18 protein-coding genes, 2 pseudogenes and 2 CRISPR repeat arrays are annotated in these 21,929 nt (G+C 29.9%); of the genes and pseudogenes, 8 read left to right on the top strand and 12 right to left on the bottom strand.

What is annotated here, in order from left to right; all coding sequences use genetic code 11:
- Positions 1-19 precede the first annotated feature (19 nt).
- The 4 genes and pseudogenes from METVU_RS01530 to METVU_RS01515 form a co-directional block, all read left to right on the top strand.
- Positions 20-850 (top strand): annotated as a pseudogene (locus METVU_RS01530) (ATP-binding protein); the annotation flags it as partial.
- Between the two features lie 276 nt (positions 851-1,126).
- The gene (locus METVU_RS01525; protein ID WP_048196679.1) at positions 1,127-1,693 is read left to right on the top strand and encodes a methanogenesis marker 17 protein; all 567 of its coding nucleotides are present in this window, start codon (positions 1,127-1,129) and stop codon (positions 1,691-1,693) included.
- A 396-nt stretch (positions 1,694-2,089) separates the two neighbouring features.
- Positions 2,090-2,665: a CRISPR direct-repeat array (repeat unit 30 nt; unit sequence ATTAAAATCAGACCTCTTCGAGGATGGAAA).
- Positions 2,666-2,947: 282 nt separating this feature from the next.
- Positions 2,948-3,601 (top strand): hypothetical protein, encoded by a 654-nt coding sequence (locus METVU_RS01520; protein ID WP_012819719.1) that lies wholly within the window; start codon positions 2,948-2,950, stop codon positions 3,599-3,601.
- Positions 3,602-3,639: 38 nt separating this feature from the next.
- Positions 3,640-4,422 (top strand): isopentenyl phosphate kinase, encoded by a 783-nt coding sequence (locus METVU_RS01515; protein ID WP_012819718.1) that lies wholly within the window; start codon positions 3,640-3,642, stop codon positions 4,420-4,422.
- 7 nt (positions 4,423-4,429) lie between these two features.
- On the opposite strand, the gene METVU_RS09140 is transcribed toward METVU_RS01515, so the two are convergent.
- The 3 genes and pseudogenes from METVU_RS09140 to METVU_RS01505 form a co-directional block, all read right to left on the bottom strand.
- Positions 4,430-5,809 carry a TIGR00375 family protein gene (locus METVU_RS09140; protein WP_342626809.1) on the bottom strand — a complete coding sequence of 460 codons (1,380 nt, stop codon included), beginning with the start codon at positions 5,807-5,809 and terminating at the stop codon, positions 4,430-4,432.
- Positions 5,810-6,208: 399 nt separating this feature from the next.
- A pseudogene (locus METVU_RS09130) lies at positions 6,209-6,787 on the bottom strand (TIGR00375 family protein); the annotation flags it as partial.
- A gap of 4 nt (positions 6,788-6,791) precedes the next feature.
- Positions 6,792-7,655 carry a radical SAM protein gene (locus tag METVU_RS01505; protein ID WP_012819716.1) on the bottom strand — a complete coding sequence of 288 codons (864 nt, stop codon included), beginning with the start codon at positions 7,653-7,655 and terminating at the stop codon, positions 6,792-6,794.
- A gap of 272 nt (positions 7,656-7,927) precedes the next feature.
- Positions 7,928-8,971: direct repeats of the CRISPR family, unit length 30 nt; unit sequence GTTTCCATCACGATCCGTGCTGATTTTAAT.
- A gap of 438 nt (positions 8,972-9,409) precedes the next feature.
- Here METVU_RS01505 and METVU_RS01500 point away from each other — a divergent pair.
- A complete protein-coding gene (locus METVU_RS01500) occupies positions 9,410-10,084 on the top strand; it encodes a hypothetical protein (protein ID WP_012819715.1) in 675 nt (224 codons plus the stop codon).
- Positions 10,085-10,145: 61 nt separating this feature from the next.
- Here METVU_RS01500 and METVU_RS01495 read toward each other — a convergent pair whose 3' ends face one another.
- Positions 10,146-10,841, bottom strand: coding sequence for a ZIP family metal transporter (locus tag METVU_RS01495; RefSeq protein WP_012819714.1), 696 nt, complete (start codon positions 10,839-10,841; stop codon positions 10,146-10,148).
- Positions 10,842-11,165: 324 nt separating this feature from the next.
- Here METVU_RS01495 and METVU_RS01490 point away from each other — a divergent pair, with 324 nt between their 5' ends.
- Positions 11,166-11,999 (top strand): F420-dependent methylenetetrahydromethanopterin dehydrogenase, encoded by an 834-nt coding sequence (locus tag METVU_RS01490; protein WP_012819713.1) that lies wholly within the window; start codon positions 11,166-11,168, stop codon positions 11,997-11,999.
- A 130-nt stretch (positions 12,000-12,129) separates the two neighbouring features.
- On the opposite strand, the gene METVU_RS01485 is transcribed toward METVU_RS01490, so the two are convergent.
- The 4 genes from METVU_RS01485 to METVU_RS01470 form a co-directional block, all read right to left on the bottom strand.
- Entirely contained in the window at positions 12,130-12,387 is a 258-nt protein-coding gene (locus METVU_RS01485; RefSeq protein WP_012819712.1) for a signal recognition particle subunit SRP19/SEC65 family protein, read from the bottom strand.
- A gap of 9 nt (positions 12,388-12,396) precedes the next feature.
- Positions 12,397-13,350, bottom strand: coding sequence for a magnesium/cobalt transporter CorA (gene corA, locus METVU_RS01480; RefSeq protein ID WP_012819711.1), 954 nt, complete (start codon positions 13,348-13,350; stop codon positions 12,397-12,399).
- An 82-nt stretch (positions 13,351-13,432) separates the two neighbouring features.
- Positions 13,433-14,506: a DUF373 family protein gene (locus METVU_RS01475; protein ID WP_012819710.1), complete on the bottom strand. Its 1,074-nt coding sequence runs from the start codon at positions 14,504-14,506 to the stop codon at positions 13,433-13,435.
- Positions 14,507-14,845: 339 nt separating this feature from the next.
- Entirely contained in the window at positions 14,846-16,327 is a 1,482-nt protein-coding gene (locus tag METVU_RS01470; protein WP_012819709.1) for an AAA family ATPase, read from the bottom strand.
- A gap of 79 nt (positions 16,328-16,406) precedes the next feature.
- Between METVU_RS01470 and mvp the strand changes: the two genes are divergently transcribed.
- Complete coding sequence (mvp, locus tag METVU_RS01465; RefSeq protein ID WP_012819708.1) at positions 16,407-17,036, top strand: hyperpolarization-activated voltage-gated potassium channel; 630 nt, start codon at positions 16,407-16,409, stop codon at positions 17,034-17,036.
- A complete protein-coding gene (locus METVU_RS01460; RefSeq protein WP_012819707.1) occupies positions 17,037-18,035 on the top strand; it encodes a potassium channel family protein in 999 nt (332 codons plus the stop codon). It begins immediately after the preceding gene.
- Between the two features lie 122 nt (positions 18,036-18,157).
- Here METVU_RS01460 and METVU_RS01455 read toward each other — a convergent pair whose 3' ends face one another.
- The 4 genes from METVU_RS01455 to METVU_RS01440 all read right to left on the bottom strand — a co-directional run bounded on the left by METVU_RS01455 (position 18,158) and on the right by METVU_RS01440 (position 21,773).
- The gene (locus METVU_RS01455; protein WP_012819706.1) at positions 18,158-18,553 is read right to left on the bottom strand and encodes a 30S ribosomal protein S8e; all 396 of its coding nucleotides are present in this window, start codon (positions 18,551-18,553) and stop codon (positions 18,158-18,160) included.
- 329 nt (positions 18,554-18,882) lie between these two features.
- On the bottom strand, positions 18,883-19,176 hold the full coding sequence (locus tag METVU_RS01450; RefSeq protein ID WP_012819705.1) for a DUF357 domain-containing protein: 294 nt from the start codon (positions 19,174-19,176) through the stop codon (positions 18,883-18,885).
- Between the two features lie 15 nt (positions 19,177-19,191).
- Positions 19,192-20,205, bottom strand: a complete 1,014-nt coding sequence (locus METVU_RS01445) for a DUF354 domain-containing protein (protein WP_012819704.1) — start codon at positions 20,203-20,205, stop codon at positions 19,192-19,194.
- A gap of 371 nt (positions 20,206-20,576) precedes the next feature.
- Positions 20,577-21,773 (bottom strand): molybdopterin molybdotransferase MoeA, encoded by a 1,197-nt coding sequence (locus METVU_RS01440; RefSeq protein WP_012819703.1) that lies wholly within the window; start codon positions 21,771-21,773, stop codon positions 20,577-20,579.
- Between the last annotated feature and the right edge of the window lie 156 nt (positions 21,774-21,929).

The raw sequence follows: 21,929 nt of genomic DNA, 5'->3' as shown, positions 1-21,929 counted from the left end.
TAATTTTTTTGGTGGAATTATGAAATTCTTTAATAGGGAGAGGGAGATTAATGAAATTCTATCAATCTTAGAAAGAGAACCAAATTTAATTTATTTTATCTATGGTTCTATAAACTCTGGAAAAACTGCTCTAATAAAGCAGATTATTGAAAACAAACTAAATGATGAGTATAAGGTTTTTTATATAAATTTTAGAACTTACTTAATCTCAGAAAAGAGGGAGTTTATTGAGGCAATTTTTACCACTAAAAAAGATGACTTCTTTGAAAAAATAATAGATAAATCAGAAGTTTTAAATCTGATAACAAAAGGGGCTAAGATTTTAACTGGGATTCCAATACCAGAGGTTGAATTTGATAAACTATTTGAGGAGAAGATTAATGATGCTTTTCAATACTTAAATAGCTTATTATTAGAGGTTAAAAAGAGTGGGAAACAGCCAATTTTAATATTTGATGAACTGCAAATGATTAGAGATGTAGTCCTCAACGGACAAAAGTATCTGTTAAAAGAGTTATTCCAGTTTTTAGTTTCTTTAACTAAAGAACAACACCTATGTCATGTTTTCTGCCTAAGTTCAGATAGTTTATTCATTGAATATGTTTATAATGCTGGAGAGTTGGAGGATAGAGCTGATTATATTTTAGTGGATGATTTTGATAAAGAGACAGCTTTAAAGTTTATGGATTTTTTAGCTGAAGAGATTTTAGGTAAAAAACTCTCTGATGAAGATAAAGAGATAATTTATTCTTATGTTGGGGGAAAGCCAATTCTAATTATAAATGTTATGGGTAAATTAAAACATAAAAATCTAAAAGAGATTTTGGACTTAATGCTTAAAGAAGAAGTTTCTTGACCTCCTCTCCGCCCTAAAGGGTGGAGGTTCCCACTGGGAACACCCTCTCATCCTCGTCGCCGAGGGGTCATTGGGCAGATTCAGCTCATTGGGCGGGGTCAGACCGCCTCGATAAATAATAAGCCAATTTGAATATATAAACCTTATCCCCGCCCGCCTCCCCTATCTTCGAGCGTAGCGAGGAGAGTAATGAAAACCGTTAGGTTTTCATCTGAATTCCTCTCCACTCTAAAGAGCGGAACTTCCTTAGCGACAACAAATGGTGATAGTATGGCTGAGATAATTGTTCATTGTGAAGATGAAGCAGGAAAAAACATCTATACAAAGGTTATACAAACGGCATTAGAGGATTTAATTTTAGGAAAGTCAATAATTAGGGTTGAATTTATAGCAAAGGAGAAGGTTCCATACTTCATATTAGGGGTTCTACCAAAGCACACAAGAAGGGCTATTAAGTTGAGGGACTTTGCTGAAATTGCGGAGCAGAAAAAAGAAAATGGAAAAACAATCTACAAACTTAAAATAACTGATGAAACATATCTCCCCTACCTACTAAAAAAGATACACGTTATCGATCAACCTTCAAGATTTGAAGTTATTACAGATTCAGATATTGATTTAGATATGGAGGTTTATGATGCAAGCAAGGATTTTTTAGATAAAGTTATGGACTTCATGGGAAGGGTGTTTCCAGAAGGGATGAGAGTTAAAAACACCTATATAGACAAAGCTATCGTCTCCATTGCCTCAGAAAGACCATTTGAGGAGGAAGAGATAAAAGAGGCCTTAAAATTAAAGGAAAAGTTAGAAACGATGAACACTGCTGGCTATTATTAAAAGATTTCAGGATCTATTTATATTTTTTTATTTATCTTGTTGTTTATTTTTATTTTTTTGATTTTTAGGTTTTTGGTTTAGATTTTTGTTTTTTATTTGGTTTTAGTTGGTTTCTAAGGGGTGGTTTGTTTTATTGTTTTGTATATTTGGATGTGTTTGATTATGGAGTTTTTTTGAAGTTTTTAGTTATTTGTAGTTGTTTTTAGAAATCCACGGTTGATTAAGTGTGTTTTATGTTTTTATTTTCTGTTTATTGTTATTTTTTAAATAAAAGTTTGAATTGTTTTGTTAAAAGGTTTATAAAGGAAAGGGGTTATTTAAGGGTAGAAATTTTTATAGTGTAGAAAAATATAAATATCAGTAAAAACATTATAATGAAATAAGGAAAATTACCCTATTAAAATCAGACCTCTTCGAGGATGGAAAGGGTTAGTTCCTTTTTATTAAGTTCTAAAAAAATACTTGATTAAAATCAGACCTCTTCGAGGATGGAAATCTATAAATTGAGTTTGGGTAGAAATACTGTTCAACTAATCCATTAAAATCAGACCTCTTCGAGGATGGAAATTCTGTTGTGTTATATATTTGCATAACAATATCAAATTAAAATCAGACCTCTTCGAGGATGGAAATACAAATTATCTTAAAAGTTATTGATGCTAAGCTAAATTAAAATCAGACCTCTTCGAGGATGGAAATGTATATGTTACGGTTATAACTGCCTGTGAGCCATTAAAATCAGACCTCTTCGAGGATGGAAAATCTCTTAGCCCTTTTAAACCATTCTTCCAAAGTGTCTTCATCCTCATTAAAATCAGACCTCTTCGAGGATGGAAAATAGAATTAATGGAAGAGATTAATAAAAGAATATATTAAAATCAGACCTCTTCGAGGATGGAAACTTTGTAAATTACTGGAAGTTTTTTTAATAATGCATCTGAAATTAAAATCAGACCTCTTCGAGGATGGAGATATAAAAATTTTAAAATTAGGTAAAATAAAACTTCTTAGGGGATAGAAACTCTGAAAAGATATTACATAATTATTTCGTAAATGAATTCGTTTAATTATTATTTTTTATCACTAAAACATTAAAAACAGATTTTTTATTGGGCGTTATCAACTCTAAAAGTCCTATTGGTAGATGTATCTACTATAATGATGATTATTTTAAAGGTATTATTTTTTATAAGGACTATTTTTATATACTGAAGAAGCTAAATTAACATATTTAATATTTAAGTTGGTGGTAGATTGATATTAAGGCCTGTTCTTCTTGGAAGAAATTTTAATGAATATGTTAGAATGTTTAATTTAAATGAAGATTTATTAGGTAATAAAATTTTGGATGTTGCTTCTGGTGTTAGTTCTTTTTGTGCAGAGGGAAATGCAAAGGGATACAAAATAACTGCCTCAGACAAAATTTATAATTTAAAAGCTGAGGAGATTGAAGAAAGGTGTAAAAAAGACCTGGATTTTATGGAAAAACACCTGAAAGAGAAATTTAAAGATAGTTTTAATTGGAATGAGTTTAATAGTATTGATGACTGGAAAAAAACAAGAGAAAGAACTTATAAAACATTTCTTGAAGATTATAAAATAAATAAAGGAAGATATATCTACACTATATACCCAAAAACACAATTTAAGGATGATGAGTTCTATTTGTCAGTTGTAGGGCATTTTTTGTTATTATATGATAACATATTTGACTATAAGTTTCATAAAGAGACGATTGATGAACTCCTGAGGGTTTCTGAAGAGATTAGAATATTCCCTGTCTTAAATTTAAAAGGGGAGAAATCATTATTTTTGGATAAAATTTTAAATGACTATAAAGCAAAGATTGAAAAGACAGATTATGAATTTATGAAAGGAGGAAACAAAGTTCTAATTATAAGAAGATAATACAAAATAAAAGCAAAATAAAAGTTTTAGGTGGGACTGTGTTGGTGATATTAAAATTAGGAGGAAGTATCTTATCAGACAAAAATGTCCCTTATTCGATAAAGTGGGATAACTTGGAAAGAATAGCTATGGAGATAAAAAATGCCTTAGATTGCTATAAAAATAGAAATATAGAAATAAAATTAATCCTTGTTCATGGAGGAGGGGCTTTTGGTCATCCAGTAGCTAAGAAATACCTAAAAATTGAAAACGGAAAAAAAATATTTATAAACATGGATAAAGGATTTTGGGATATACAGAAAGCAATGAGAAGATTTAACAACATAATTATAGATACTCTACAGAGTTATGACATCCCAACTGTTTCTATACAACCCTCTTCATTTGTAGTTTTTGGAGATAAGTTAATTTTTGACATCTCCGCTATAAAAGAGATGCTTAAAAGGAATTTAGTTCCAGTTATTCATGGAGATATTGTAGTAGATGATAAAAACGGATATAGAATAATCTCTGGGGATGATATTGTCCCTTACTTAGCAAATGAGTTAAAGGCAGATTTAATTCTCTATGCCACAGATGTTGATGGCGTTTTAATAAATAATAAGCCAATAAAGAGGATTGATAAAAATAATATCGATGAAATTTTGGATTATTTAAGTGGTTCTAACAGCATAGATATTACCGGTGGGATGAAGTATAAAATAGAAACGATTAAAAAAAATAAATGTAAAAGTTTTGTATTTAATGGGAATAAAGCTAATAATGTATATAAAGCTTTATTGGGAGATGTTGAAGGAACAGAAATTGATTTTTCAGAATAATTAAATTTTACTGTTTTAACCACCTATCTAACGTTATCTCCTCTCTATACCATTCAACCTTTTGAGGTTTAAATGAAATTCTACCATACTCCCCTCCTCCACCTGGATAAATATATATTTTCCCTTTTCTAAACAGATTAATCGTCTCTGCCACTTTTGGATGTATTTTAGCCAATTCCTGAATATCAGCATTTATCAAAACCTCAATCTCATTACCATACTTTTTAATAAACTCCTCCCATAGACCTTGAACGGCCTTTGTAAATATTCCCTTGCCAATGGTTAGAGAAATCATTTCAGCCAAAGGAATTAACTTATAATAAGGAGGTCTAAACTTTGGATGCTCTATCTTTCCATCACTCAGCTCTTCAACTCTACTCAAAACTCCTTTTTTTATCCTTCCTCCACACTTTGGACATTTCCAATTATATTTTTTGGCATCCTCTAACTTAAATCTTGTGTGGCATTTAGAGCAGGCGGTTAAATGATACTTCCCCAACTTTGGATCTAATCCATAGTTGGCTATAATTTTATTATGTTTTATGGCTTTTTTTATTTGCTCAAAGTTATCCTCAACTCCTCCAATATAATCAACCTCTATCTGGTTAAATTCCCTTCCTAATCTATGAGGATGATAGGAGTGGGCATCAGAGTTTGATAGAAATGGCAAGTCCCTCAACTCTGGAACCATATCTGCCATATCTGTATCTGCTGACAAACCAAGCTCTACAAAGTCAGGTTTTTTGTTGTAGCAGTCATATATTGAATCAAAAGATTTATAGAGGGATGTCCATGGAGTAAAGCAATTATGCAAAGTTCCAGAAACAGTTACATAGCTTGAATCATCCTCAATCTCCAAGTTATATACATAACCATCATAATACTCTCTTTCTATTCTTATAATTGGAGCATATAGGTAATTTCCTTCAATCCATCCATATCTAACATCCCTTTTTGGAAGTTTAATATCTTCATCCCTTAATGCATCTAAGATGTTTTCATTTAATGGAGATATTCTTCCCTGCCATCTTGCATGACACTTAATAACTTCTCTGTCTCCAATTTTTGGATTTTTTGGAACATGCTTACTAAATGTTATTATAAAACCTAATCTTAAAGAAATCAACCTTAGTTGATTCATTAAAATTTCTGAGGTAGTTACTCCTTTATCTCCTCTCCACCACCCAATAAATATTTGAAGCTGTTTAGACACAGGAAGGTATAAAAACTCATTAGGCAAAGCTTTATTCCAAGCTCTTTTTTCATCTCCACAATAAAACATGTCTCCAAAGAAATCTCTTAAAACTCTTGAATAATATTTTAATTCTATTTCTTCACGTCTTTCATCATTCCTTATTTTTGGTTTTAAGTTAAATATTTTTTTCATCAAATATTCTATATCATCAATGATTTTTTTCTCATTCTCTCCTAATGCAAATCCAATTCCATCTCTAAAACAATAACCTTCAGATAAGAAATATCCAATTAACCTACAAAAGTCCTCAGAAACTTCGATTTTTTCTGGAATTCTATTTCTCCAAGATTTCTGCTTAATATTATTTAAATATTTATCTAATGATAAATACTTAATGTCCTTAACCTTTTTAGGTATTGGATAAACGATTACATCTCCCACTTTTAAGTCCTTAGCCATAATCCACTTTCTTTTATATTTTCTATACTTCTTCTTACATGAAGGATTTGTATATTGAGTTAAGCAGTTGAATTTACAAATTCCATGAGAGCCATCACATCTCTTTTCTGTTTTAATTGCATAAACGGGATGTTCAGGAGTTAATATTATTTCCTCTGGAAAATATCTAACTTTAATTTTTATTATGTCTCCAATATATCTCCTCTTATAAACTTTTTCAACTTTTTTAAACCTATTTTCATGAGTTAATACTTTCTCTCCAACTTTTATATCGACTATTCTTTTAAATCCATTTTCTAATATCAGCAGTGTATCTGGAGGAACGCAATGAGCAGGTCCTATCAAGCCATTAACGTTTCTAACAATCTCTAAAAGTTCAGCTCCATTAATATGAACTCTTGGTCTTCCCTCTTTATCAATATCCTTAGAGTATTTTTTTAAAATTTCTCTTAACTCTTCAACCTTGCTTATTGATGGTAGTAAGATAAGATGATGAACTCTGTTTTTATCTTCAATCTCTGTTGTTAAAATTAACTCCCTATCTTTATATTGCTTTATCTCTTCCAAGTAAGTTGGATGTGTGCAATCACCAGTCCCAATAATATTTAATCCCTTCAACCTTCCATATTTTAAGATATTCTCTACATTCATATCTTTTGACGTTCCACCTGAGAATCTTGAATGTATGTGTAGATCAACGTTAATAATCATATAATCACCAAGGTAGCGGCTTATACTCTCTTTTAATATCTGGAACTTCAGAAAAAACATCATAATTTACGTTGTTCAATATAAAACCATCCATATCTTTTAATTGTGCCAATAAGCATCCTTTAATGGTAATATTTTTGATTTTTGGAGCATTTTTTTGCATTTCATCAACTATTAATAACAAATCTTTAATTCTTCCCAAATTGTTCAGATCTATTCCAACGTTCTTTAAAAGGTTTTCATTTTCCTTGTATGAAATAAGTTGATGCACCATTATTTCATCAACGTAATTATTGAGTTCCTTAGAGAGATTTAAAAGATCTTTATCGTTAAATCCTGGAATGTATATAGATCTAACTATTGTATGCAAATACTTTGAAGCAATCTTTATATTATTTACCACCCTATCCAAATAATATTTTCCAGTCAATAATTTGTATTTTTCATTATCAAATGAGCTTAAACTGATCATTATTAAATCTAAACCTAAATCTCTGAGTTCTTTTATAATTTCTTCATTTAATAAAATTCCGTTCGTTTGTAAATCAACCCTAAGTCCTAAATCTTTTCCAAACTCTATGGCTTTTTTAACACCTTCTAAATCTAATAATGGTTCTCCATACTGAGATATTGTTAATGCCTCTGCTTCATCAAGATTTCCATATATTCCGCTTTTTATACTCTTTAATCGTGAATAGCAGTATATACAATTTAGATTGCACTTTTGAGTTAGTTCTATGGAGGGGTGATGATGAGGATCCTCTATTTCTAAATTTATACCCTCACAACCAATGCAATGCCTTACAAATTTTAAATTTTTAACTATTTTTTCCAATTTATCGCAAATTTCATTTCTTAAAACTATCATAAAAATCCCGCTTTTAATAATTTGTTTATGTAAAGGTAAGTTTAGTTTATAATATAAATCTTGTGTTTAACGGGTATAAAAGCAGCTCTTGTTATTTTAAAGATAACCTCTTTTAAAAACTTTTTATCAGAAAAATCCCATCGATTAATTTAAAGTTAAAAGAGTATTATGTTATTTAGTGAAGAGTTGGAACTTATAAAATAGAAATCTTCCCATCACAGGACATTTTAATTTTAAAATCAAGTTGTTAAAGTAAATCCTTATTTTGGTAGGTTTCTATCACGATCCGTGCTGATTTTAATTTTGCTGAAAAGTTAGTTGGGAAAGAGTTTGTTTTAGGTTTCCATCACGATCCGTGCTGATTTTAATGATTTAACAAACTTAACAGAGTTTTACATATTGGAGTTTCCATCACGATCCGTGCTGATTTTAATTGATATTGTTGCTGACATTAATACAAATCTATCTGCGGTTTCCATCACGATCCGTGCTGATTTTAATAGTAATTGAAAAAAATGGAATAAAAGCAGCAGTTGTTGTTTCCATCACGATCCGTGCTGATTTTAATCGACTGATAATTGTGTGTATTGTGAAAGAAACAATATAAAGTTTCCATCACGATCCGTGCTGATTTTAATCATCTACATTTAACAAACTCCTATCATCATTATCAAGTTTCCATCACGATCCGTGCTGATTTTAATTTGCTGTTTGATTGCTGTTGTTTATAATATCGTCTATTGAGTTTCCATCACGATCCGTGCTGATTTTAATCCTCTTCAACTTCTCTTTCCGATCTTTTAGTTATTTGTTTCCATCACGATCCGTGCTGATTTTAATCACTCGTCTATATACCCAATATAATTCAGTTGATAGTTGTTTCCATCACGATCCGTGCTGATTTTAATAATGCTAAAAGATTATTTGGATAAAAAAGAGAAGTTTCCATCACGATCTGTGCTGATTTTAATAGAGAAGTTGAAGAGGCATTAAGACGATTAAGTAAAGTTTCCATCACGATCTGTGCTGATTTTAATAAAATATAAAAAAGATAAATTTTGCTCCATATCTCATCGTGAGTTTCCATCACGATCTGTGCTGATTTTAATAAAACACATTTTGCAATCAGAACAATGCTGGGAGTAAATTAGTTTCCATCACGATCTGTGCTGATTTTAATGATACTAAAACATCATACTGTATTAGAATAGGTAATAATAAGTTTCCATCACGATCTGTGCTGATTTTAATTGCAAGAGGATACCATAATCCAACTTTTAGTTATAGTTTCCATCACGATCTGTGCTGATTTTAATAGGGTAATTTTCCTTATTTCATTATAATATTTTTACTGATATTTATATTTTTCTACACTATAAAATTTCTACCCATAGATAACCCCTTTCCTTTATAAACCTTTTAACAAAACAATTCAAACTTTTATTTAAAAAATAACAATAAACAGAAAATAAAAACATAAAACACACTTAATCAACCGTGGATTTCTAAAAACAACTACAAATAACTAAAAACTTCAAAAAAACTCCATAATCAAACACATCCAAATATACAAAACAATAAAACAAACCACCCCTTAGAAACCAACTAAAACCAAATAAAAAACAAAAATCTAAACCAAAAACCTAAAAATCAAAAAAATAAAAATAAACAACAAGATAAATAGTTATGAAATCAATTTTTTATATATTAAAAATAAAATTAAAATAAATTCTTTCAATGTAGTGGGTGGTTATATGTTGGGAATTGCAGTAAAACCAAGCAAAATAAAAGATATTTTAAATTTTGGAAAATTTGTTCGGAAATATTTTGATTATTACGTAATAGATGCGGAAAACAATATAATAACTGATGAGGATATACTTGAAAAGTTGGACAAACTCTCAAACGTAGTTATGACAATTCAGGCAAAAAGAGAAAACGCGTTTAGATTGGTGGAGTTATATGGATCTTATAATTTTATACAATGCATAGTTTTAGGAAATAGTTACTACCTAAGTGAGAGAGAGAAAAAGTATAAAAATAATCGAATTTTAGAGGTTATTGAAAAAGCATTGGAATATGATGTTGACGTTTGGGTAGGAACCGAGGGGGTTGAACAGTTAGTTAAAAATATTGTGGAGGATAACGATCTTGTTTCTTATTATATATATGGGCAAGGATTAACCTTATCTTCAAAAAAGGCAATATATGTTCCCTTTGCCAAAGACATTAATAATTCGGTGTTAACATTGATGAAGGGCTATTTAAAGAGAAGAAAAAACTATCATGGTAATTGGGAAAAGTTTATTTTATCACTAAACGATAAAGAGAATATCGATGCTATAAAAAATAACAATGATATAATTATTGGTTTCCCAATCTTTCCAAATAGGGAAGAGGTTTTAAATTTTTTAGAAATGATGAAATAACTGTTATAGTTTATTTTTAGTTTTTTATAATTGTTCCATTTATTTTCATATTTTGATAGGTTTAGCTAAAAATACTAATAAGGCCTGCAAGAGAATAACCAAAAAGAAGGTAAGTTAATGTTTTTTCTTTTTTATGTTCATAAATATGTGGAACAAGCATTAGAAAAGCCCCTAAAAACACCCCTCCAGAAAATGCAAGTAATATTTTTGGATCTATGCTATTTAGAACTACTAATCCAAATATTGTTCCGAAAATAGTTCCTAATGATATAATGATTCCAATAGAGAGAGGATTTCGATAAACTCCTTTAAGAGGAGAGATCAAAACGAATCCTGCTGGAAATTTATGCATTAGTATTGCAAGATATAGGGGAAGACCTATTTTGCTTATATAAGATACTGCGATAACTACGCCATCTATAAACGTATGTATAAAAAATGAAATTGGATATATATACTTAATATTTTTTAATTCCAAGTTGTTGCAATCTAAGCAATATTTTTTTGACATTGGGCAAAAAGAAAGGTATTTTTCTATAAGGTAAACAAAAATACATCCAAAAATCACATAAATTGCATACATCTTAAAATATGCTTTTGGAATTAGAATTAGGGTTGAAACTCCAAGTATAAATCCGAAAGAAATTGCCTCAAACTCATACTTGTATTTAATTGGAACTGATCGATAAGCCAATATCTCTCCTATTATCATTACAAAGAAACATAATACAGCAATAAATAAAGGAATTTGGTTCATACTCCTCACCAATTAGTCAAATAATTTTAGAAACCTTTAATTATTATTTAATAATTGTTTTTAGTTTATTATTGGATTTTTGATTTTTTAATTATTAGATTTCATCCTTTTATTTCAGTATTTGATTTTATGATTTTTATTTAACGTTAATATTAGATTTTCTAATATCATACGTAAATAAAAACAATACATATTATTTTTAATGAGGATTAATCATAACATTATATATCAACCAATTGGTTGGTAAAGTATTTATTCTAAAAGTGTAAAAAATAATTAATATCTACTATTAGATAATCAATTAACCAAACTTGGGGTGATACTTTGGTAGTTAAAATAGGTATAATAAAGTGTGGAAATATAGGAATGTCTCCTGTTGTGGACTTGGCATTAGATGAGAGAGCAGATAGGAAAGATATTGCGGTTAGGGTCTTAGGTAGTGGGGCAAAGATGGATCCAGAGTCAGTGGAAGAGGTTACTAAAAAAATGGTGGAAGAAGTTAAGCCGGACTTTATAATATATATAGGTCCAAATCCTGGAGCTCCTGGACCAAAAAAAGCAAGAGAAATTTTAAGTGAGAGTGGAATTCCTGCGGTTATTATTGGAGATGCTCCTGGTTTGAGAGTTAAAGATGAGATGGAACAGCAGGGTTTAGGATACATAATTATTAAGTGCGATCCGATGATTGGTGCGAGAAGAGAGTTTTTAGATCCTGTAGAGATGGCTCTATTTAACTCAGATGTTTTAAGAGTTTTGGCAGGAACGGGAGCTTTAAGAGTAGTTCAGGAAGCAATAGATAAGATGATCGATGCAGTTAAAGAGGGTAAAGAGATAGAATTGCCAAAAATCGTAATCAATGAGCAGAAGGCAGTTGAAGCAATGGAATTTACCAACCCTTACGCAAAGGCAAAGGCAATGGCGGCCTTTGTTATAGCTGAGAAAGTTGGAGATGTTGATGTTAAGGGCTGTTTCATGACAAAAGAGGCAGAGAAATATATTCCAATTGTTGCCTCAGCCCATGAAATGATAAGGTATGCTGCTAAGTTGGTAGACGAAGCGAGAGAGTTAGAAAAAGCCAATGATTCAGTTAGTAGAAAACCACATCATCCAGAAGGTAAAAGGTTGAACAAAAAAGCGTTAATGGAGAAGCCAGAATAATCCAAATATATTAATAAGCTTATCTTATTTTATATCTTTTTAATTATTTATATTATCATTTTAACATAATTTTAACTTTTTATCTTTTATTCCACATATATATTATCTGATTCTTTTATTTTTTTAGTAGTTATTCCTTTATTGTTTTGCAGATCTCTTTTAATAATTTTAACTTATTGCCGTTATAATCAACCTCGACACATCCACACATATCCCAATGTTGTCTTGGATATTTTTTAGTTTTGTATGTTTTTGGTTGTAAACCGAGTTTTTTCAATGCTTTTTCAATATCTTTTAATTTCACGTTCTCTATTGCCAAGTTCTTTGGCACTTTTCGACCTTCTCTTCTACTCTTCTTTCTGTCAATATATGCAGGCCATATGATCATATTTATCCCTCATAACCATCCGGATCTTCTGAATATGTAAACAAATGTCATTATTATTATAACCATAAGGGCAAGGATCAGCCAGAATCCTTCTGGATTGTTTGCCAGTGGCAAGTATGAAAAATTCATCCCATATATTCCAGTTATCCACATTGGAACTGCAAATATCGTTGTAACCATCGTTAATATTTTCATTATTTGATTCATTTTTATATTTTCTAATGACAGGGTAATGTCCATCATAGACGTTAAAACTTCTCTGTATGTGGCAGACATGTCTATAAGTTGTAGTGTGTCGTAGTATAGGTCTTCAAAGTTCTCTCTGTCTTCTTTTGTAGTTATTGGTAAATATTTTCTTTTTAATAAAACTAAAACATCCCTATTAGCAATTAAGGACTTGTGAAAGTAGACCAAAGTTTTTCTTAAACCAAGTATTTTCTCCATAACCTCTCTATCGTATCCTTCAAGTAATCTATCCTCTAATTCCTCTAACTCATCCTCTAAATTCATTAATATCCTCGAATAACTTCTTGTGATTTCGTTTAGGATGTGATAGAGTAGAAAACCGATTCCTCTTTCAAATATTGTAGTTGGTTTTTTTGTTGAGATGAGTTTATGTAGTCGACCAATTGCTTTTATTTTATCTGTATGAATTGTTAATAAAACGTTTTCTTTTATAAATATCCCAAGTGATGTAGTGGTTATATCCTCTTCAAAGAGAGGTGCTTTATAGATTATTAAATAGAAGTCCTCATCCTCCTCTACCCTTGGAATTTCCTGTTCATCTAAACCAATTTGTAAATCCATAGTTGGAATGTTGATCTTTTTTGATAGTTTATATAGTTCTTCATCTTTTGGGTCATAGCAGTCAATCCAAATTAGTTTATAATCTTCGAATTTTAATTCATCAAGTTTTGGTTCTTCAATTCTATTGTCTTTTGTTATTGCAATTACTGTAATCATATTAGCCCTTTAATTTAGTTATTTTCTCCTTTTCATCTATTTATTTTTAAAATTTAATGATTTAACTCTTTTTTACTGTTTTTTACTGCGTGTCTTTTTTGTTATTTTTGTTTGATTTTGTAAAGAGTATTACTGAAAGAATTATAGTTATAGAGATATATATTATAATATAGACAACGAATGATATAAAGCCAATATTTCCAAGTAAGTAGTTTCCTCCCGTGATTATTAATTCACGAGCAACGAATATACATATCAAATAGAAGAAATACTTTTTAAAGATTTCTAAGATCCCTTCCTCTGAGTGAATAACTGTATCAACAAACTTTCCAACTGTTAATATTATTAATGAGAGGACCAGTGAATTTACAAAATGGAGTAGAAATTCTCCTATAAATTCGTTAGGGGATGTAAGCCGAGAAGAACTGATAGAGTATGTAAGCCCAATGATTAGAACAAATACTGCAATAATTGCAGATATTGGAAAAACTCTCCCAACGCTGAACTCTTCTTTTTTCTTCATTTTTTCCATCAGTGTTTTTCTAACTCCAACGCCTTCTGATAAGATATACAATCCGATCAATCCAACAACTATTCTCCAACCAATGTCTGCAAACACAGCATACAACAACAAAGAAAACCCAATAAACGTTAGAATTAGAGGAATATATTCTTCCATCGTCTTTTTAATAAATTCTTGAATTAAATAATATGTGGATTCTAATGTCTCACTTTGTTTTACAATTATTCTCTTCTTCCAAACAAAGATATTTTTTGATTCTAAGTATTTTAAGATCATTTCATCTTCTTTTCCATCTGAAACAAGGTAAATGAAATCAGGATTGTATAAGTATGTTAGAAAATCGATCTGTTCCTTTACTCTCAAAGCACATTTTTCTGATTCAACATCAACATCTCCAGAAATCGTAGCTATTTCAACGTCCTTTCCACTTGCTTTTAACTCATCATATATTTTAACTCCTCCAAGAATCGCATTAACATCACTATCTCCGGGATCTGCTAATCCAAGCTTTATCAGTGCTTTTATGTTCTCTTCTCTTCCCAATATTGGGGTTTTTAGACCTGCTTTTCTACCAACATCGTCATCAATATCAACAATAAGAACGAGATAATTTTTCACATTTTCTTTTTGCATTGTTAATCCCTCGTTCATAAAATAAATCTAAACTCCACATAATAAACTGACTTGAAATAATTTTAATATATAAATTTGTATAAATTTAATGTATGTTTGATATGTTGATATAAGGTCATATGCCCATCATATCACACACCAATAAACTTAAAACATAACTAACACTTTAACAATTTTAATATTTGCCTAATAAATATCTAATTTCTCTCTTCCTTTATAATTTTTTATAGTTGTGAATAATTTTAGTTTATATAATCTCTCTCGATAATTTTGATAATAATATCATAAATAATATTGGAAAGTTGTAATAGTTTTAATAAGTTTTAGATATATTTAGAATTAAAAATTTAAAGATCTCATCCAAAGGTCGAGTTCTTCAATAAAGGTTTTATTGTCTAATTGTTTGATATTAAAATCAATTTCTGGAATTTCTATATCTAAATCAATTTCAAATGCACTTCTGCAAAATTCTTCATAATCAATCTCTACTTCTGGGATTAATCCTCTCCCCTCTTTATTTACTTTTTTAACTCCATAAAGTTTTATCCCATACTTTTTAGCAAGATTTTTTAATGCATTAAATATCTCCAGGTCATAGATCTTGTTTAAAATGATCCCCTCAACTTTAACTCCTCCTATTTTCTTTAATAAGTGATAGTAAGAAACTGCTTCTACAAAAGCTCCTTCCATTCCACTTAAATTACATGCACTTACTATGTAGACAGGAAATCCAAGTTTTTTTACTATTTGATAAGAGGACATGTTTTTAAATGATGCAGTAAACGCTCCCATAACTCCTTCTATTATAACATAATTATAATTTTCTCTTTTTACATGGTTTAAGAATTCCTCTACATCAACCCAGCCCCTATTTCCAATCTTTATACTGTTGTATTTTGTCATCTTCTCTCTTAGGAGGTAGAGGGAGGGGACAATGTCTCTAACATCTCCTCCTATTTTTGCTACAAAGATTTTTCCTTTTAACTTTGCTGAGAGTGCAGTTGTCAAAAAAGTTTTTCCAGAATTTGAGGATGTTGAGAGCAAGACAATACCTTTCATATTGTTTAATTTATTCTTGCCTCTTTCAAGATTTCTATTTTTAGTATTGTTTATATTTTTGGATATGTTGATTTCAGAGGTTAGTTGGTTTTTTAAGGATCTAATTTTTAGTTCCTTCTTTATTTTTCTGTTTTTTTCAAATATTTTTTCTTTTTCATCATCGCTAATTTTAAGATGTTTTAAAAAATTATCTCTGACAAATTTATTATCTAAAAAGTTATGAACCATTGTTCCAAATATTTTTCCCTTAAAAGCTCCAGAAATAATTTCTTTGGATAGGCCTACTTTATAATCGATTTTTTTAACAATTGAAGTGGTTAATATCTTAGTTCTTTTATTGAATATTTCAATATTTCCATAAGTGTGGCAATGAAAGCCAAATCCAACCCCTTCTCCAAAAATTGACTTTTTTAGATTAAATTCAACCCTGTCAGTGCAAACTAAGGGCGAAAAGTTAACATCAAGCAAACCTAAACCTTCTTTAATTATTGGAACGTTGCTTTTTCTCCCAATATCTATTTTATTTGATAAAATTTGAAATCCACTGCATATTCCAATTATATGCCCATCAAAATTTAAAATCTCATTTTTTAATTCGTTAGTTAGGGATTTACTCTCAATTAAACTACCTCCAGGAATTATTAAACAGTCGAGGTCTTTGATTTCCTTAAAATTTTTTTCGTCAATAATCTTCGTTGGAAGATCTCCGAAATCTTCAAATAGTGGAAGAGATCCTTTAATATCCAAAATACCAATTTCCATGTTATCACCACTATCCAAAAAATTTAACGAAATAGTAATAAGGAATAAAACATATGCATTAATATATTTGGGATGCCAAATGAATCTAAAAAATAATAAATTTAGAAAGATAATTGAAATTTTAAGCTTGATCTTTACGTTTGAGATTATTATAAGTTTTATTCTTTCAACATATAATCCTCCTTATCAACCCATACTGATTAAATTAGATTACATCTCAATAATGTTTTTTACCTTTGAGTTTGCCTACAACTTCTATTATTCTCATGATAAAATAGAATTTTTTAAAGATATATATAATATAATTGATGCTATTGTAGTGATAGCTTTTCTTCTCTACTCTTTACAGATATTCTATTCAAAGGCCTTTTTGGGTCTTAGAATAATAAATCTTCTGAGAATTTTAGTATTGCTCAGAGTAATAAAGTTAAGAAAATTGGAAGAAAACTCAGCCCTTATGAACTTTTTAACTTTGTTGACTATCTGTTTCATCTCTTCTTGTTTAATATGGATTGTGGAATCGGGAGTTAATCCGAAGATAAACAATTTCTTTGATGCATTTTATTTCACTACCATTTCTATAACCACTGTGGGATATGGAGACATAACTCCAAAAACTGACATGGGAAAACTTATAATAATCTTCTCAGTTCTTATATTTATATCTGGTTTATTAACTTCTTTACAAAAAGCATTAAAGGGAGATTAAATGGAAACATACGAGAAAATTGAACTTGGAATATTTTTTATATTTTTGCTGATCTTAACTGAATCGTTAATTCTTATGAATACAGAACATTGGGATTTTTTTACAGCATTTTATACCTCGGTTGTTACAATTTCAACAGTTGGTTATGGGGACTTTACTCCAAAAACATTTTTAGGAAAATTATCGATTATAATATATATATTCCTGGGTGTTGGAGCTGTTGCTTATACCATGGGAAATATTGCAAGTTTTTTTATTGAAGGGCATTTTAAAAAGTATTTTAGGTTGAGAAAGATGATGGACAAAATAAAACGGCTAAATAATCACTACATAATTTGTGGATATGGACGATTAGGAAAAGTTATTGCAGAAGAGTTTAAAAAGTGCAATATCCCCTTTGTTATTGTAGATTCTGATGAAAAATTATTAAGAGATGCGATAGAGCATGATCCCAACCTTACATGTATTGTTGGAGACGCAACGTCTGATGATATATTAAAGAAAGCAAAAATAGAAAAAGCAAAAGGGTTGATCTCAGTAGTTTCATCCGATGCTGAAAATGTTTTTATAACACTATCAGCAAAAAAATTGAATCCAAACATATACATAGTTGCAAAAGCAGAACAGCCATCTACACTGGATAAATTAATAAAAGCAGGAGCGGACAGAGCTGTTTGTCCTTACATAGTTGGAGGAATGGAAATAGCGAGAATAGCAGTTAACCCCGATATTGTGGAATTTATCCATTCCTTGGTTGCAACAGAGGAGGATATGGAAGTTAGAAGATACGTTGTAAAAAATAAAGATCTCGATAACAAACTTTTAAAGGACTCTGGAATTAGAGAAAAAACAGGAGCAACAATTTTGGCAATTAAAAAAGGAGATAAAACAATCACGAGCCCCCCTCCTGATACGGTTATAAATGTTGGGGATATAATATACGCCTTCGGAACAAAAGAGCAACTCGAAAAACTCAAAATGTATCTTGAAGGATATTGATCTAAAATTAATCTAAAATAGAAATCTAAAATAGATATAGATAAAGTATATAACGATACCGATAAATAACCAAAATAATCAAAATTAATTAAATATTCAAAAAGTTAAAAATTTTAAAAAGATTATTGCTCTTCCTTGATTAAAACAGCATTGACTGTTCCATCTTGCCCTGGTCTTGAAGTAACTTTTGCTAATCCAAGTTCTGTTTCAATAATTGCTCCTTTTGTTATAACATTTCTTCTAACGTAGTGTATATTAGCGGAGTTCTCTTTAACAGTTATAATTTTAACCTTCTTACATGTATTTGTTTCAGGATCCAAAACGTTTGCAAATCCTGTTCTAACTATTTTGACTTTTAAATTGCCCCCTTTGGTTCTAACCTTTTTTGTTTTAAATGTTTCCTCTGATACGTGGGTTTCTATTGGCTCCCTTCCCATTTCATATTTTCTCTTTTTTCTTGGTAATCTATACAATCCTCCTGTTGGTTTTCTTCTACTTTTTCCTTGCCATACACTCATATTTACACCCTTTAATTTTATTTTTTAGATTTTCTTATTTTATATTTTATTATTTTTTAATTTTACTTAGTTTGTTATTATTCCATGTTGTTAATTACAATCCAATTATTATTTGCTTAATTAATATCAATTATTGCTATTCTATGCTGATTGTTTGTTAGTAGTTTATTGCATTTATCTCTATCAACTTTTATTAAGTTTTTCTTTTTTTAAGTTAAGAGTGTTTTACAGTTAAAGGAAAGATTGATTAGATAAAAAAGGGGTCTAAGCCATGCGAGTCCGTTAAATAATAACATAACAAGTTGTAGTATAAAAACTTAACTCTAAAATTATTTGGCAAGTGTAAATCTAACATCATCGTCTCCGACATCAAACAACCCCAATCGAACTCCTGCATCGATCCATCCGTAGGCATAGTTTAAACAGGCAAATGCATTAACATAGTCCCCCATTTTTAAAAATGCTTCTGCATCTTTAAAATAACTCTCTATCATTACTAAAAAATCTTCTGCAACATCATAAAGTAAACTTCTTTTTGGAGGAAGTCCTTTTTTAATTATTTCTATGGCTTCCTCAGTTCTTTTTAAATAATTTTTAATCTTTTCATCAGATATTTCCCTCACTACATCCACCTCTTTTTAAAGATAACTACAAATTCTCTCAAACATCAAATCAGTTGGATCCTCTAAATCAATAACCCTTAACCTCTTTCCAAGATTTTCTTCAACATATTTTACTATATTTTCAACATTGGTTGTGTGGATCATCCTGCCTTTTTCAATGAGATACTTATCAACTCCCAAAAGTTCCTGAGGATAGCAAGAAACGGTAGGAATTCCAAGTATTGCACTTTCTCTATTCATTGTTCCTCCTGCTCCTATCATAAAATCAGACATGTAGAGGAGTGATAAAGCATCTATTGTATCTTTTGGGACTATAACCCCAATTTTTTCATATATCTCTTTTTGATGTTCATCTCTTGGAAAAACCACTATGTTGCAGTCAAATTTATTTTTAATTTTTTTTATGATCTGTGGGATGACATCTTTATGCCCATTGCAGTATGAAGAGTTTGGGCATGGTCTCATAACAAATGTTGGATTGTTGTTTTCAATTCCAAGGTCTTTTAAAACGTTGTGATCTATTGGGTAGTATCCTTTTAACCGTGAGTTCACATTTGCAACTTCACAGGTTCCATCAAAATTTATAAAATTTCTTCCTCCAAAAGTTCTTAACTTATTTTCATCCGTGGCTATTGGTTTTATGATCTCGTTCACTATTGGAAGGGTTAGTTTATTTTGTGCCTCTGCATGTTCGTTATCTACAACAAAAATTACAGGGATGTTTAACCCAAAGGCAACCCTTGGAAGCTCTACTGAATGTTTTGCTATTGCTACTTTTGGTTTTAAGTTTGAGATCATTTCGGTTAGCCCTATTATTCGCTCTGCATAAAATATAAGCTTATCTTTTAAGGATCTACCATGTTTTCCAATACAATGTCCTGAAAATCCATATATTTTTACAAGTTTATTTAAATTCTTTGAGTCCCTAAATGTTAAAATATATTCTAATCCTTCTTTTTCTAATCTTTTTATAAGTTGAGAGAAGTAATGAACATGGGGGGCGTTTGTTAGATCAATCCATACATCCAAAATAACCACCTTATACGAATTATTATGTTATGAGTTGCAATCGGGGGTTTAATGAACAATATTTAACTAAATAATATTAATATTAAAATAATCGTTAATTTAATAATTTAATTAATATCCAATACATTAAATTAATGAACAATTTTATCGGTATCTTACAAATATATTAATTACGATTTTAACAGAATTACTAAAACGTTAATAAAACATTCAAAACATTTATAAGTATTTGTTTAAGACATAGGAATTTTGATACCAAACGATTTCAAATTTAAACACCTTATCTTAAATTAGTTCTGATACATCAATAAAATTAAATAAACATTAAATAAACCATAATAAATTATACATATATAAATAAATGATTAAGATTAAATAAGATAGACATCAACAAGATCTCCCTTTTCATACCCCTCAACATTCTCAGGAATCAAAACGTAACCATCACATCTCGTTAGAGAAGATACAACCCCACTCCCTGTTATTCTAATTGGTTCAACTTCTCTATCTACCTTTACCCTAACAAAATCAACACGTCCAAGTTCTGATGCAATATTTCTCTTTAATGGAAGGGTTATTTTCTTCCTCTTCTTAAAGTATCTGCTAACAAATAACTCGAACTGAACTGCTGAGGCAACAGGATACCCTGAAAGCATAAATACTGGTTTATTTTCAACTACTCCAAATCCAAACGGTTTACCTGGGCGTATATTAACCCCATGAACTAAAATTTTACCCATTTCTTCAACTGTTTCAACTGTTATATCCCTATCACTTACCGAAGAACCTCCAGTTATTAACAGAACATCATTTTCTTTCAAAGCTAACTTTATAGCTCTCTTTAAGGACTGTTTTTTGTCTTCAACAATATTGTAGATCTTCGCAGTAAAACCAAGATTTTTTACAAGACCATACAGCATATATGAGTTGGAATTTATAATTTTTCCTTTAGATATTAGATGATCGAAGTCCTTATTAATATCTACACTATCAAGATCAACGAGTTCATCTCCTGTGGTTATTATTCCAAAACTCAACGTATATACTTCAACCTCCTTAATTCCCAAAGAGGCAAGCATATTTAAATGATATGGCGTTATAATTTCCCCTTTTTTTAATATTACGTCCCCATGTTTAACATCTTCTCCTATCTTTGAAACATTTTCATTTGGATGAACAGATCTGTAAACTTCTAAAAAGCCGTTAACTACATTACAAAATTCTTCCATAACAACGGCATTTGCGTTTTTTGGGAGTTTTTCTCCAGTAAATATTTTTTTTGCTTCATTTTCGTAAATTTCATCTCTATCTACAATATCCAATATTATTGGATTTGTTTCAGAGGCACCAAATGTATTTTCTGCTTTAACTGCATAACCATCCATTGAGGCCTTGTTAAAATAGGGAAGATCAATAGGGGCTTTTATTTCTTTTGCAGATATTTTATTTAAGGCATTTAGTATATTGACGCTCTTAACTGAGTTGATCTCTTTTAAATAATTAGAAAGATAATTATAGACGATTTTTTTTGCAGATGAGAGAGGGGTTAAATCCTTTAAAAGTTTCACTATTTCACCCTTTTGATTTCTATTTTCTTTTTTGTATTTTTAATATTTTTGTGATTTTTGTAGTTTTATATCAAAGATATTTCTATTATATTTTTTATATTTTTGAGGATGTAGGGCTATTTTAAATTTTTAAAGTGGATGGCCGATATATAGATA

The sequence above is a fragment of the Methanocaldococcus vulcanius M7 genome (genome assembly GCF_000024625.1).
GTDB classification, from domain to species: domain Archaea; phylum AGJL01; class Methanococci; order Methanococcales; family Methanocaldococcaceae; genus Methanocaldococcus; species Methanocaldococcus vulcanius.
Note: the sequence above shows the minus strand (reverse complement) of the source record. Positions and strands in the feature narration are given on the sequence as shown.

Bases quoted from the DNA above. Each gene is read 5' to 3' on its own strand.
- METVU_RS01485 (WP_012819712.1), bottom strand. From the start codon at position 12,387: ATGATCATATGGCCTGCATATATTGACAGAAAGAAGAGTAGAAGAGAA.
- METVU_RS01460 (WP_012819707.1), top strand. From the start codon at position 17,037: ATGGAAACATACGAGAAAATTGAACTTGGAATATTTTTTATATTTTTG.
- METVU_RS01500 (WP_012819715.1), top strand. From the start codon at position 9,410: ATGTTGGGAATTGCAGTAAAACCAAGCAAAATAAAAGATATTTTAAAT.
- METVU_RS01495 (WP_012819714.1), bottom strand. From the start codon at position 10,841: ATGAACCAAATTCCTTTATTTATTGCTGTATTATGTTTCTTTGTAATG.
- METVU_RS01475 (WP_012819710.1), bottom strand. From the start codon at position 14,506: ATGCAAAAAGAAAATGTGAAAAATTATCTCGTTCTTATTGTTGATATT.
- METVU_RS01505 (WP_012819716.1), bottom strand. From the start codon at position 7,655: ATGATAGTTTTAAGAAATGAAATTTGCGATAAATTGGAAAAAATAGTT.
- corA (WP_012819711.1), bottom strand. From the start codon at position 13,350: ATGATTACAGTAATTGCAATAACAAAAGACAATAGAATTGAAGAACCA.
- METVU_RS09140 (WP_342626809.1), bottom strand. From the start codon at position 5,809: ATGAAAAAAATATTTAACTTAAAACCAAAAATAAGGAATGATGAAAGA.
- mvp (WP_012819708.1), top strand. From the start codon at position 16,407: ATGAATCTAAAAAATAATAAATTTAGAAAGATAATTGAAATTTTAAGC.
- METVU_RS01470 (WP_012819709.1), bottom strand. From the start codon at position 16,327: ATGGAAATTGGTATTTTGGATATTAAAGGATCTCTTCCACTATTTGAA.
- METVU_RS01525 (WP_048196679.1), top strand. From the start codon at position 1,127: ATGGCTGAGATAATTGTTCATTGTGAAGATGAAGCAGGAAAAAACATC.
- METVU_RS01455 (WP_012819706.1), bottom strand. From the start codon at position 18,553: ATGAGTGTATGGCAAGGAAAAAGTAGAAGAAAACCAACAGGAGGATTG.